The sequence below is a fragment of the Sphingobacterium sp. GW821-FHT03E03 genome (genome assembly GCF_059420745.1).
Genome location: NZ_JBWKUH010000002.1, coordinates 131,436 through 145,802, shown reverse-complemented (window position 1 = coordinate 145,802; position 14,367 = coordinate 131,436). Strand labels below are relative to the sequence as shown.

Here is a 14,367-nt window from a genome sequence, read left to right as displayed (position 1 = left end):
AGTTGAGTGTTATAGCTTCAAATACCAAGGTATCGAACCTTATATTCAATCAAAAGTACGTATTTTTTCTGATGAATATGAACTATTTATTGTAAAATTGGCGGTTTTTGATAAAACAATGTCATTGTATAATGGATAATGTCACGTCTTGGTAAAAGGGCAAAAAATAATGGCTCAACTGTATTTAGAGTCTTATTTTTGAAGTTCACAATACACAGTTTATCATTATGTTAAGAATATTTAGACAGATTGCGTTGTGGGAGGCTATTTCCACGATTTGCTTGTTTTTCATTGCAATGCCACTGAAATATTTTGCTGGAATACCAGAGGCTGTTAAGATCGCAGGATCCATTCATGGCTTTTTTGTCGTTATATTCGTTGTGATGCTCATCATGTCTACTGTCGAATATAAGTGGCCTATTTTAAAAGCTACAAAGTACTTTTTGGCTTCTTTGGTTCCAATCCTTGGATTTTGGGTAGAGTTGGATCTAAAGAAGGAAATCGATGGCAAAAGACAGAAATCCTAATATTGAGATATTCGCATAGAGATCCCAATAGTGTAAGCCCTAGGCTTACATGCCTAAGCATGCCACATCGTACTTGATAATTTGCGATCGCAAATTTCCAAATAAAGCTTTATAAAAAATACATATTTATACCATAGGGGCAGGGGAGATGTTTAGTCTTCCCGCCCTGTTTTCTCGATCCCCATATAAGCATAGGTTATACTATCTTTTCCATGTGGGGTGGGATTTCCATCCTCGTCCAAATTGACAAACACCAATTTGTCGATGGATAGGATTGTTTTCTTTGAGATTTTATTTCTGACTTCACAACGCATTGTCAAAGAGGTTGTTCCGAAATTGATCGCTTCAATACCTAATTCCAAAATATCTCCCTGCTTCGCGGAATTTACAAAGTTTATTTCAGATATAAACTTTGTAACCACCTTTGGATTCCCTAATTGTACTATGGCGTAAATGACCGCCTCTTCATCTATCCAACGTAAAAGTGTTCCGCCGAACAATGTTCCATTGGGGTTAAGGTCTTCGGGTTTGACCCATTTTCTTGTATAAAAATTCATCTGATATAGGTATTTATGACAAAGGGGAAAAGTTTCCTTTTCCCCTTAAGTTTATTCTGTTTAACGCTTACGCGTGTATTGCTCTATTTGCAGTTGCAGCTAACGCAGCCTCTTTAATAGCTTCAGTATAGGTTGGGTGAGCATGACAGATGCGCGCGATATCTTCTGCGGAAGCACGATATTCCATCGCTACAGTAGCCTCACCGATCATGTCAGCTGCACGTGGACCAATCATATGCACGCCTAATACCTCGTCTGTTGTAGCGTCAGCCAGTACTTTTACGAAACCATCTGTATCACCGGATGCTTTTGCACGGCCAGAAGCTTTGAAAGAGAAAGATCCAGCTTTATATTTCACGCCAGCCTCTTTAAGTTGCTCTTCAGTTTTTCCAACTGAAGCTACTTCGGGCCATGTGTACACTACACCAGGGATCAAGTTGTAGTCGATATGTGGTTTTTGTCCAGCAATATACTCCGCAACATATACTCCTTCGTCTTCCGCTTTGTGCGCCAACATCGCTCCAGTGATAACATCACCAATTGCGAATACGCCCTGAACAGAAGTTTCTAAGTGTGCGTTTACAGGGATTTTCTTGCCTCTTTCTTCTAATGTAATGCCAATATTCTCTAAGCCTAAAGCTTCAGAATAAGCTGTACGTCCAACTGCAACGATACAGTAGTCACCATCCAATGTGATTTCTTGTCCCTTTGGATCCTCAGCTGTTACTTTTACAGTTTTACCTTTTGCTGCAGCACCTGTTACTTTATGACCTAAGTAGAACTCCATACCCAATGATTTTTTCAAAACACGTTGTAATTCTTTTCCTAAGCCACCATCCATTGTGCCAATGATAGATTTCGCAAATTCAACTACGGAAACTTTTGAGCCTAAACGAGCATATACTGAGCCTAATTCCAGACCGATTACACCACCGCCAATGACGATAAGGTGTTTTGGGATCTCTTTTAAATTAAGGGCTTCAGTAGAAGTAATAATTCTCTTTTTGTCAACTGGCAAGAATGGTAACGAAGTCGGTTTTGATCCTGTTGCTATGATGACATTTTTGGCAGTAATCTGTTCTGTAGAACCATCTGCTTTCGTTATTTTAATGGTGTTTTTATCCACAAATGAACCTACACCTTGGAAACTGTCAATCTTGTTTTTCTTAAATAAGAAAGTAATACCGGCAGTATTTTGCGCAATGACATCGTCTTTACGAGCAATCATCTTTGCCATATCTACCTTAAGATCTTTTAAACTGATGCCAAATGCATCAAAATTATGGGCAGCATTGTGGTAATGCTCCGAAGAATCTAAAAGCGCTTTTGAAGGAATACATCCAACGTTAAGACAAGTACCACCAAATGTGCTATATTTTTCAATAACAGCTGTTTTTAATCCTAATTGGGCACAACGGATAGCTCCTACATATCCGCCTGGACCACTTCCGATTACAATTACGTCGTATTGCATTGATTACGTTTTAATTTTTAGTAGTACAAATTTAATGATTATTAATGGGATAGGAAATCAAAACTTGCGATTTGTAATCGAATAGACTTACTTTACATTTTTTTGATAAAAGAAGTGCGGCTTATCCCTTTTAAAATAATCTAAGTTCGATAATTTGTATGGAAGAAAAATATATATAGAGGCGAAGCTTCTAGAAGTAAAGTATACTGATGCATCAATATTGAAAGGGTGTGCTTATGAAGAGCAACGGGATATAGGCAATAATAGATATTGAAAGATTACTTGAGAGGATTTTTTTCTGTCCTAGACAAGAGCAAAGGATAGGTTAACAAAAAGGATATCCAGATTTGAATATCCTTTTTACTTTTATTTTATTATTCTGCAACGATTTTTCCTTGCATTACACCGTAATGACCAGGGAAACTACAGATGAAAGAATATACTCCTTTTTCAAGTGTAAATGTAATTTTATCTGTTTCACCGGGACCCAATAATTTTGTGTGGGAAACGATAGAGGATAATGCTGATTTTGGAATATACTCGTCAGCAACCGCTGCTGCAGCTTCAGCACCGAAAGTTGGAAGATCTACACCTGGTTTAAGGATGACAACATTATGTCCCATAGATTCTTTTGGCATGGTACCCGCATTTTTGAAGGATAATTCTACTGGCTCGCCAGCTTTAACACGGAATAAATCCTTGTCAAATTTCATCTGATCGTTACCTTCTAAAGATAAGCTGTTAGAAATAGCCACGTTTTCAATTCCAGGTATTGTTTCTGTCGCTTGATTTTCTGTTGAAGTTGTCGATTCTGTACTAGCTGATTTGCCAGACTTCTCACTGTTTCCGCCACAAGATGCAATTGACAAAGCAACTGCAACTGCTGGTATCATAAAAAGTTTTTTCATTATTACGTTTTGTTAATTCTTTAAAATTAATGATTTCATTGGTAAATAGAAACAATCATTTCAATTTTGACAATAAAGCTTCAATTGTTTTATATAATTTGATAGGATCAAATGGTTTCCCAACGACTTCGTTTGCACCTGCATCCATAGCTTCTTGTTGTTCGGCCTTTAAAACCGAAGCCGAAATGGATATGATGGGCATATTCGCAATTGTTGGATTAGGATGGCGACGTATTTCTTTAATTGCTTCGAAACCACTCATAAGGGGCATATGTGCGTCCATAAATACCAAATCTATTTTTTTTCTGTTTATTTCCTCTAATGCAAGCTGTCCATTTGTTGCCAGTGTAATTTCGCAGTTCCAACTTTTCAGAATATTCGCTAACATAAAACTGTTTAATTCGTTGTCTTCGGCAATAAGGATCATCGGCGAATTAAATTTCGGTAACTCGGTATAAAGCACTTGTGTTTCTTTTTCTAGGGGTTTATCTTCTATTTTGTCAAAGGCACATTCAAAAGAAAATATGCTTCCTTTACCATATTCGCTTGATGCGAATACTTTTCCATTGAGAAGGGCAGCGATACGTTTTACAATTGCTAAACCCAAACCTGTACCACCAAATTTTTTTGTGATACTGTCTTCCCCTTGCTCAAAAGCAATGAATATTTTTTCCAAAGCTTCTTCGACGATGCCGATGCCTGTGTCTATGACTTGAAACTGCAAACCAATTTGCAAATCACTTTCTGTTAGAAGTTGAATTTTTAAAATGACTGAGCCCGTTGAGGTAAATTTGAAACTATTGGAGATAAAGTTTGTTAGAATCTGTTTTAAACGAAGTGGATCAGTTAAAAAATAACTGTTTATCCGGTCGTCCACATCTATATAAAAATTTAATCCCTTATAATTTGCCTTATCAATAAATAGATTATTCAAATCATCTGTAATATCATGTACTGAAGTGGATTCCATGTTAAGTTTCATCATGCCAGAATCGACCTTGGACAAGTCTAATATATCATTGATAATTGTTAGTAGGTTCTGAGATGCTGAATCGAGTTTATTGATCCAGTTTTCTTGTTCGAGACTAAGCTGTGAGTTTTTTAGCATTTGGGTAATCCCCATAATGCCATTGATAGGGGTACGGATTTCATGGCTCATATTAGCTAAGAAAGTTTCCTTTGATTTTCTTGCTAATTCAGCTTCCTCTTTCGCTTTAAGAATCGCTTGCTTCGATTCTTCTAAAGCGATATTTTTCTCTTTAATTTCCTGTTGTATCAATAGTTGCTGAACAAAAGATTTGACTTTTGCTATGGTAGCTTCTGGATTAAGAGGTTTATATAGGTAGTCTACAGCTCCACTGTTAAGTCCTTGAATAAGGTACTTATCCTCTTTCGAAATAGCCGTTACCATGATCGGAATAATGTGATTCGTTTTTGGGTTTTTCTTCAAAAAAGTAACAAATTCGAATCCATTGATTTCGGGCATCTGTACATCGACTAAGGCAAGATCTATTTCCTCTTTCCAACAGATTTTTAAGGCTTCGTTGGGATCCGTACTACTAATTATATTTACATATTCGATATCCTCCAGCAGAGCTGTGAGACTGATAATATTTTCAATTTTATCATCGACGATCAATATATTAATCTTCTTCATTATATCAAATCTAAATACAACTTTAGGTTAATTGCATGATGTAATCTTTTATTTCGGCTATTGTTAAGATCTTATCTTGCGCATTTAATTCTATGGCCGCCTTTGGCATAATTGGGACCTCAGCATCCAGTGGATCTTGTACAAAAGTGCTGCCACCATATTTTTTAATCATCAACAACCCTTCCGCGCCGTCCTGATTAGCTCCAGAAAATAAAATAGCGGTACAGTTTTCTTTATAGACTTCGGCTGCAGATTCGAAGGTTACATCAATTGATGGTCTTGAATATTGAACGGGTTCAGAGATATCTAAAGAAAAGCTATAATCAGGCTCGATGAGCAAATGATAACCCGCGGGGGCAAAATAGATTGTTCCATCTGCTATAGTTTCTTTATCATCTGCTGTTTTTATTTTCTGCAATAACGCTTTTGATAATGTATCTTCGATGCTCGATGCATATTTAGGGTTTCTGTGCACAATAACGATGACCGGTATTTGAATAGGACGTTCCAAGGCTTTTAGGATGTTTAAAATAACGCTAAACCCGCCTGCAGATCCCGCTAATAAAAGAATTTTCCGTTCCATCTTGATCTAACCTATTTTTTGATAAATGTTGTGCTTTTTATTTACGACCTTAAATTTTGCTGCATTTTTGTAGTTAATCAGAGATTCTTTTGAACCCAGACATAAAAAACCAAGGTGACAGAGTGAATTATAAAATAAATCCAACACCTTTTCCTGGAGGTTTGTGTCAAAATAAATCAACACATTACGGCATGTGATCAACTGAAATTCATTAAATACCCGATCGGAAACCAAACTGTGTTGGGAAAAAAGAACATTCTTCTTGAGGCTATTATTTATCGTGGCGGCATTGTACATCGCGGTATAATACTCGGATAAAGAACTTTTGGGATCCGTTTTAATGAAATTCTCAGAGTAGTCTTTCACCTTTGCTAAAGAATAAATGCCTCTTTTGGCTTTTTCCAATACTTTTGTGTTGATATCCGTTCCATAGATAAACGAACGCTGATAGAGCCCAGCTTCTTTTAGTAGAATTGCCAATGAGTAAACTTCTTCCCCTGTGGAACAACCTGCACTCCACAACTTGATATGAGGATAGGTGGCCAGATAAGGGAAGACATCATTTTTTAACGCTTTGTAAAATTCCGGATCTCTAAACATTTCAGTCACATTGACCGTAATTTCCTGTAAAAGATAAGTACTGAAGCCTGGTTGGTTAATTAATTTGGATTTTAATTCGACCAGATCTAGCTTATTGAGCTCCATAATTCTGGTAACACGCCGCTTTAAGGATGACCTTGTATATCCGGAAACATCGTAGCCGTGGAGGTTTTTGATAATGTCAATAATTTCCTCCAACTCTTCAAAAGTGATCATTGCTGCTATTTTATTGCTTAACTCAACCATACACGCATTAAAGATATCAATTTATCCACATCAACTGGTTTGCTAATATAATCGTTTGCTCCTACTGCGATTGTCTTTTCCCGGTCACCTTTCATAGCTTTTGCTGTAACAGCGATAATGGGAAGATTCGAAAACTTCTTGTTCTCCCTTATTTTTTCGATAGCTTCATAGCCGTCCATAACGGGCATCATAATGTCCATTAAAACAAGATCGATATGCTCATTGCGTGCTAAGATATCCAATGCTTCCTGACCATTATTGGCGATCTCTATTTTCATGTCATAGCTCTCGAACGCGGTACTTAAAGCAAATATATTTCGCATATCATCATCTGCCAGCAATACTGTCTTGGAAGCTAAATTGTTCTCCACAAGTACAGATGAACTATTATTAAATGAATGATATTCCGTTTTGCTACTTCGGATTTTATTTAAGAATAAATTGACTTCGTCAATTAATCTATTGTTGGATTTGGCTGATTTTAATACCATGGCCTGACTATGTTGCAAAATTTCTGATGTTTGTTCAGGACTTAACTCCATTGCGGTATTAATAATAATCGGCAGATCCTTAAATTCACTATTCGACTTGATCTCATTGAGCAGTTCAATACCAGATTTATCAGGTAGATTTAGATCCATAATGATGCAGTCGAAGATTTTTTCCTGAATCAATAGATCGAGCGCCTGTTGTGCATCGAATGCCTGAAATATTTGAATATTTTGTTCTTCAAGAGATTGCTTGATAAAATCACTTTGAATTTCTTGATCCTCTACCAGTAGAATTTTCTTAATAGGATGACTTGTTGAAGCTTTGATCTTCAGGAAAGTTTCGGCGAGAGATTCTTCAGATACAGGTTTGGACATAAACCCGATAGCGCCAGCAGATATTGGTTCATCATGGAGAAATGTTCCTGCGGACATCATATGTACGGGGATATCCTTTGTCGAAGTCGCTTTTTTAAGATTACGTAGTACCTCCCACCCATCCATTTTTGGCAACATAATATCTAATATGATTGCTGCAGGCATTAAGTTTCGTGCTTTGTTGAGCCCATCCTGTCCATCGTAGCTAATATAGACATCGTAACCATTTTGAACTGCATAATCTTTGAGGATATCCGCAAAGATGAAATCGTCTTCGATAATTAACAGTTTATTGTTTTTACTACTATTGTCAATTGATTGGTCTTTTCCGATCGTTATATCTTCTAATTGAGGATATGCAATTGTTGTATTTGTTTCAATGACGGGTAATTCGGAGATTTTTCCATCTTGAGCGCCCGCTTCTAATGGCAAACTGAAAATAAACACACTGCCTTCGTCAACTTTACTGTTTAGTGTGATTCTTCCCTTTAATAGACTTGCTATTTCACGGCATATGGACAAGCCAAGTCCTGTACCACCATATTTGCGGCTTGTGGAACCGTCTTCCTGCTTAAAGGCGTCGAAGATAAGTTCTTGTTTTTCTGGAGCGATCCCAATACCATTATCTTGGACTGTGAAATATATGGTTCCATCCTCGACATTTATCTTGAGTGATACGGTACCATTTTCACCAGTAAATTTAAAAGCATTGGACAATAAATTTTTTAGCACCTGTTGTATGCGATGCTCGTCACCAATAAATTCCTGCGGTGTATCTCCATCAATTTCGACATTGAATTTGATGATCTTTGATTCAGCGGTATCATGAAAAAAGTCTTTAATATAATTGACCAGGTAATTCGTGTTGATATGCTCTTTTTGAACTTCGACTTTTCCAGATTCTATTTTTGCTAAATCCAACAACTCATTGATCAAGTGAAGGAGGTCCGAACCTGCACTATGAATGACCGAGGCATATTTTATCTGATCGTCATTCAAGTTTTCCTTTTTGTTATCCTGCAACAATTTGGCAAGTATAAGAATACTGTTAAGTGGAGTCCTTAATTCGTGACTCATATTTGCCATGAACTCAGACTTATACTTGCTTGATAATTCAACTTCTTCTATTTTCTGAGCGATTGCCTGTCTTGCTTTCTCTAGATCTTCATTTTGAGCAAAGAGTAATTTTGCCTTCTCATCCAATTCATTGTTCGTCTGGATGAGCTCTTCCTGTTGTACCCGTAGCTCTTCTTCGGAAGCTTCTAGTAAATGGGTTTTATGGATTAATTCTTCGTTAGTCGTCCTTAATTCTTCTTGTTGTGCCTCCAGTTCCTCGGTTTGCTGTTGAAGTTCTTCATAGAGATCGGCGAGTTTGCCATGAGTCTGCGCAACTTTAAGAATAATAGCGATGTTACCTTTTACTTTATCCAAGAAATTGAATCGCAACTGTTCCTCTTTTTCATTTACCAGCGGGCAACAGATTTCCATCAGCCCAACACAATGATTTTCATAAGTAAATGGAATAATGTAAATTTCAGTCTCGATCCTTTTGGATAAAGAAGTCTCTAAAACGAGATGAGCATGATCAATATCCTTGATTTTCACAACAACATGTTTGTTAGCTACTTCGCCTAAAATACCATCATTTTCCTTAATGCTCTTTTTTACCTGCTGTGTGGAAGCAATTCCTATTTTATGGCATAATTGATACTCCTGATAAGTATCATCAAAAACATAAACTGTACCTCCCAATGCTTTCGTCATATCCGTAATAGCATTTAGGCTGATCGCTGCTATTTTTTTATCGCTATAATCACCGCGTAGCTGTTCATCAATATGATTGATCGCATTTAAAATCCAGTTATCATTATTGGTCTGATCTTGCAGGAGTTGAAGACGGTTGTTTGATTCTTGTTGACTTTTGACTGTTGACCTTAACACTTTTGAAATCGAGAAAATTTTAGCCAGAATATAGAAAAATCCACTTAAACCGATCGCAATGAAGAGATAAGTAATGTTTTGTGCGAGCTGAAGATCGTTTCTGGAGTTTTCCAGTCGATTTGCTCTTTGATCGAGCAGATCCCTGGATAATATATCAATCTGATTGAAAATTGCTGTTTTTTGTTCGTGAATGTATGGTGCTGAAGTGTCATTGTTAGTTTTGGCATAGGCGATATCTTTATCAAAATCGTAGAAAAGTACAATTTCATTGCGCAAAGTTTCGATCACATGTGGTGAAACCTCATACATTTCGTCCACTTTACTAATAGCTCTCAATAACTCATCTGTTTGTTTTCGTTCGAGTTGGTAAGGAATAAACAGCGCAGGATCTCTTTTGGCGAAATAATGGTGTTTAATGTCATTGACATCATCTATGTTTGATCTAATTTCATTAATTATATTAAATCTATTTTCGGCTATTCGAACAATATTACGTTCATTATCAAGGATGTGATGCAAAGAAATAAAAAAATATAGGGCGGAAATAAAAATAAGCGAAAAAGAAATTATCACTCCTATGGTAATTTGCTTTCTATAATTTTTTTGATCCATGTGAGAATGAGTTTAATGAATTTTTGGTCGCCCAACTATCGTTCATTTTTCTGTAGGTAGTTTTCCTGATATTACCTGGGGAAAAAAAGATATATGTAAAATAACAAAAAAACTTGCTATTCCTAAAATAGTCACAAATACGAATAGATACAATATTGTAAATAATGGAAGAAAAAGTCCTAATAAAACAAAACCCTGATGATGGGCACCAGGGTTTGTTACTAACCAATTATAAACCTAAATTATGAAAAGACTTTTTAAGGGCGACCAAACTAAATTAGTTGCCGTGTTTTTTGCTTTGAAAAACTAAGTTGATTGTTTTTTTTAATCTTATGCAACTTTCAACAGAATTACCTGTTTCAATAGCGCTGTTAGTGTTTTCATAGCGAGATAACCTTTAATTATCTTCTACAAAGATACGGTAAATAACAGGTTTCATCCAAATGTTTTTTATAATAAGTTGCTAATACAACTATGTTGTGACAAATAAATGATATTTTGGCTTATTTGAATAATTTTCTGACAGAAATCCAATAAATAAGACCATATAAGTGTAATCGTATATTTAATTGAAATGCCTTATTTTTACAAAAATATATTTCGATGGTATTGACTGAATTTAAAACGATAAAAGGATTTGTATTGGATGTGGACGGCGTATTGACAGATGGAACTGTACAAGTTAACGAGAGGGGAGAACAGCTGCGAACTTTTAATATCAAAGATGGATATGCGATGCAATTGGCTATAAAAAAAGGCTATCCAATCTTTGTCATTACTGGTGGAGCTTCAAAAGGGGTGGAACTGCGTCTTCATGGGTTGGGGGTTAAAGAAATTCACTCCCGTGTTTCAGATAAACTTTCGCTATTGAAAGCATTGGCTAATACGTATAATCTTGGACTTGATCAATTGATGTATATCGGGGATGATATTCCTGATTTTAGTTGCATGCGATCTGTTGGTTTGGCTGTGTCGCCTGCGGATGCTGTGGAGGAAATTAAGAAGATATCGCATTACATTTCTGGTTTTAATGGTGGAAAAGGAGTCGTACGGGAACTGATCGAAAAAGTACTTAAAATACAAGGGAATTGGTATGAGGATGAAACGATAAAAAGCATTTAATGATGTTGAAAAATTTAAAGAATAAAACGGTTATCTTGGGTTCTCAATCGCCTAGACGGAAACAGTTATTATCAGGATTAGGAATCGAGTTTGAGGTAGAGGTTCGGGAGACTGATGAGTATGTTGATCCGAGTCTTTCTGCCACTGAAGCAGTTCGTCAGATCGCATTGCAAAAAGTGAAAGCTTTTGCGGATAAATCGGACTGTTTGGTTATCTGTGCAGATACCGTTGTTGTTTCAACAGCTGGTGAGATTTTGGGAAAACCAAAGACTGAGACTGAAGCCATGCAGACTTTAGAGAATTTATCCGGAAGGAAGCATTTGGTTATCACTGCTGTCGCTACACAGTGGCAAGGTATAGTACATTCCTTTGTGGAAACGACAACAGTCTATTTCCATGTCTTGGATCGGGATGAGATAGACTATTATGTTACTAATTTTTCTCCACTTGATAAAGCTGGGTCTTATGGTATTCAGGAATGGATTGGTTTAATTGGCATAGAGAAGATAGAAGGTGAATATAATAATGTGGTGGGGCTTCCAACAGCACGGTTATATCAGGAACTGAAAAAGTTAATATAAAAAAAGCGGCTTAGCCGCTTTTTTTATATTAACTCAGTACTATTTTATGAAATAGCGTACACCTGTATAGAACATTCGTCCTGTTAAAGGGCCCCATAGCATGGAGGTATCGAAGTAATTTCCGAAGGGTTGATCCGCTGCAAGGATTGGTGTTTTCTGGAAATAGTTTGAAAGATTTTCCCCTCCTAAATAAACAGTGAAGTTTTTATCCTTTCCAAATGTTTTGCTGATCTGCGCATTCATTGTAGCATACGTTTTTGATTCGGTTGGCATCTGGTATTCAACTGGGTTGTCCATGGTTGAAGGTATACGCTTTGGTCCAACAACATTTAATGTATAATCTAAGCTCCATCCGGAATGATGATTATAGGCTAAATTGACAAAACCACGGTGTTTAGCTAACAAGGGTTTAGTTTTTCTTCCACTCTGAAAGTCGGTCTGGACATCCAATAGACGGTAAGCTAATCTCGTTTCAAAATGTGGGGCAGGCATAAATCTAAATTCTGTCTGCAAACTGTTGGAAAATGATTTTCCTGTTAAGTTGTAAAAACTGATTTCTCTTGGATTCTCGTAATCGACCACAACCTGATTGGAAAAGCTGTTATGGAAAAATTCAACTGAGGCAGAGGCTTCTCTTCCAAATACGCGCATGTTTTGATCTACCGCAATCCCTGTGTTCCAAGAGACTTCTGGTTGCAGGCCATAGGCTCTATTATAAATATCCTGGGACTGAATGATCAGTCTTCTACTACTAGCCAAAACGGCTGTATTCTCCGCAAAGATATTTGCTGTACGCTGACCTCGTCCTGAGCTTGCACGAAATGTAGTTCCAGCAATAGGAGCATAGCGTAAATTTAATCGTGGTGTGGTAAACCATCCATACAATGAGTTGTAATCTTGACGTAGACCCACTACTGCATCAAATTTTTCGGATGGACTGAAGGTATATTCTGCAAAAGCACCGGAAACGACTTCTTTACGTTTGAAATTTTGATCTGTTAAATACCATTCATCGTAGTTATCGTAATTGATAGAGGCACCTACACGATATTTATGGGCTACTGTACCTATAATATCCTGGAACAATAGGTTAGCATAGCCATTCTGTTGCTCAGAATTGTAGTTTTTTAATCCGAAATAACTTTTTTGATTGTAGTTGGAACCGGCTAACTGTAAGCCAATACTGCGGTGTTTGTTTTCTGGAAATACATAACCGATTTTAGCAAAGCCTTCAACACGTTCGATGTCAAAACCAAGACCATAACGATTGGTTGTTCCTTTATCTGTTTTTTTGTTAAAATCTATCTGTCCACCGGTACGATCATCATTTAAATACTTCACGCCAAATTGTACCATTAAACCTTTACCATTCTCATAGAGCCATCTGTTTACACCAGAGAAGAGATTACCAACTGGAACATCCCGGAATCCATTGTGGCTAAAATTCATGGATTTATTGTACATAAAGTTGTCGTGCAATAACACTGATGTGGACCAATGTTGACCTATTTTTTGTGAAAGATTCAAATTCACATCGGTACGTCCCATATTATTGGCATAGGCATTAAAAAACAGCCTTTCGGAGTTTTGAGGTTTTTTCAGTTCAACGTTGATCTGACCGGCCATACTTTCGTACCCATTAGCTACGGAACCAACTCCTTTTGCAATTTGAATGGATTCGATCCAAGTACCAGCAATGGAATTTAATCCCAATGGTGAAGCTAGACCACGCGGTCCTGGTAAGTTTTCGACCGTCAATTGGGTATATATACCACTTAGACCCAGCATCTGAATCTGTTTACTACCCGTTACAGCATCAGCACTTATCACATCCACTGAGGCATTGGTCTCAAAGCTCTCACTTAAATCACAACAGGCCGCTTTAAATAATTCTTTCCCAGTCAGAACCTCCAGTCTTGCAGGTGTCATACGATCAATATAAGTGGATTTACGCGTTCCTTTGACTTCGACCTCCATTAGCACATTACCTTTGGCTGTAATCATGACGACCTCATGTAAGTCTTTAATTGTAATCGTATCGGATTTCATACCAACGTAACTAACAACAAGCTTGTCAAAACCTTCTTTGTGTTCTAACTTAAATACACCATTCTCATTGCTTCGGGTATTTCTGCTTGGCAAATTTGCCCAATGTAAATTAGCTCCAACAATAGGTTTTAGATCTCCCTTTTCATTCTCTTCGACAACAACACCTGTCACGGTATGTGGATGATCATGATGTCCAGCTTCGGTAGGTACTGCCTTTTTTTCAGGAACCTCTCCATTTTCCAATCTGGGATACATACAACATTCATGAAGCTTTGCATAGGATTCGTCACTTGCAACCAGATTGTCTACATCGTGTCCGACTTGGGCAATATTCTTTTTGATTGTTTCCAGTTCAACTTTTTTTGCATTGTATTTAAGATGTAGCAAATTATCACTCGCGTTCCATACAGCGCTTTCGACACCTTGTAATTTTGCAGCAGTTTCGATCCTTTTTTTACACATCGCACAGTTACCGGCTACAGTAAGCGTTCTTGTGCTGTCGCTTTGTGCCTGCGCAATTGCGAAGGAAAATAACAATAAGAGGGTTGTAGTATATAGTTGTTTTAAAATTTGATTCATAGTTTTTTGATAATGTACGGACTAAAAAAACGTGCATAGCATGTAAGGTCGAAGGTAATATCTTC

The 14,367-nt window shown here is 37.1% G+C and carries 11 protein-coding genes; 3 read left to right on the top strand and 8 right to left on the bottom strand.

Translation table 11 applies throughout. The annotated features are described in order from the left end of the window. Nucleotides 1-227 precede the first annotated feature (227 nt). Nucleotides 228-527, top strand: a complete 300-nt coding sequence (locus AC07UV_RS03985) for a DUF3817 domain-containing protein (protein ID WP_495182795.1) — start codon at nucleotides 228-230, stop codon at nucleotides 525-527. 152 nt (nucleotides 528-679) lie between these two features. Here the strand turns inward: AC07UV_RS03985 and AC07UV_RS03980 are convergent, their stop codons facing one another. The 7 genes from AC07UV_RS03980 to AC07UV_RS03950 form a co-directional block, all read right to left on the bottom strand. After that, nucleotides 680-1,084 (bottom strand): acyl-CoA thioesterase, encoded by a 405-nt coding sequence (locus tag AC07UV_RS03980; RefSeq protein WP_282250329.1) that lies wholly within the window; start codon nucleotides 1,082-1,084, stop codon nucleotides 680-682. A 67-nt stretch (nucleotides 1,085-1,151) separates the two neighbouring features. Further along, the gene (gene lpdA, locus AC07UV_RS03975) at nucleotides 1,152-2,558 is read right to left on the bottom strand and encodes a dihydrolipoyl dehydrogenase (protein WP_495182794.1); all 1,407 of its coding nucleotides are present in this window, start codon (nucleotides 2,556-2,558) and stop codon (nucleotides 1,152-1,154) included. Between the two features lie 374 nt (nucleotides 2,559-2,932). After that, a complete protein-coding gene (locus AC07UV_RS03970) occupies nucleotides 2,933-3,466 on the bottom strand; it encodes a plastocyanin/azurin family copper-binding protein (RefSeq protein WP_282250327.1) in 534 nt (177 codons plus the stop codon). A 55-nt stretch (nucleotides 3,467-3,521) separates the two neighbouring features. Beyond that, nucleotides 3,522-5,123, bottom strand: coding sequence for a response regulator (locus AC07UV_RS03965; protein ID WP_495182793.1), 1,602 nt, complete (start codon nucleotides 5,121-5,123; stop codon nucleotides 3,522-3,524). 22 nt (nucleotides 5,124-5,145) lie between these two features. Further along, nucleotides 5,146-5,706, bottom strand: a complete 561-nt coding sequence (locus tag AC07UV_RS03960) for a chemotaxis protein CheB (protein WP_282250323.1) — start codon at nucleotides 5,704-5,706, stop codon at nucleotides 5,146-5,148. A gap of 6 nt (nucleotides 5,707-5,712) precedes the next feature. Next, the gene (locus AC07UV_RS03955) at nucleotides 5,713-6,522 is read right to left on the bottom strand and encodes a CheR family methyltransferase (RefSeq protein ID WP_336044285.1); all 810 of its coding nucleotides are present in this window, start codon (nucleotides 6,520-6,522) and stop codon (nucleotides 5,713-5,715) included. A 17-nt stretch (nucleotides 6,523-6,539) separates the two neighbouring features. Continuing rightward, complete coding sequence (locus tag AC07UV_RS03950) at nucleotides 6,540-9,971, bottom strand: GAF domain-containing hybrid sensor histidine kinase/response regulator (protein WP_495182792.1); 3,432 nt, start codon at nucleotides 9,969-9,971, stop codon at nucleotides 6,540-6,542. Between the two features lie 603 nt (nucleotides 9,972-10,574). Here AC07UV_RS03950 and AC07UV_RS03945 point away from each other — a divergent pair. Both AC07UV_RS03945 and AC07UV_RS03940 read left to right on the top strand, forming a co-directional pair. Further along, nucleotides 10,575-11,093 (top strand): KdsC family phosphatase, encoded by a 519-nt coding sequence (locus AC07UV_RS03945; RefSeq protein WP_282250318.1) that lies wholly within the window; start codon nucleotides 10,575-10,577, stop codon nucleotides 11,091-11,093. Continuing rightward, nucleotides 11,093-11,674 (top strand): Maf family protein, encoded by a 582-nt coding sequence (locus AC07UV_RS03940; RefSeq protein ID WP_495182791.1) that lies wholly within the window; start codon nucleotides 11,093-11,095, stop codon nucleotides 11,672-11,674. The genes AC07UV_RS03945 and AC07UV_RS03940 overlap by 1 nt, the downstream gene beginning before the upstream one ends. 39 nt (nucleotides 11,675-11,713) lie before the next feature. Here AC07UV_RS03940 and AC07UV_RS03935 read toward each other — a convergent pair whose 3' ends face one another. After that, nucleotides 11,714-14,302 carry a TonB-dependent receptor domain-containing protein gene (locus tag AC07UV_RS03935; RefSeq protein WP_495182790.1) on the bottom strand — a complete coding sequence of 863 codons (2,589 nt, stop codon included), beginning with the start codon at nucleotides 14,300-14,302 and terminating at the stop codon, nucleotides 11,714-11,716. Between the last annotated feature and the right edge of the window lie 65 nt (nucleotides 14,303-14,367).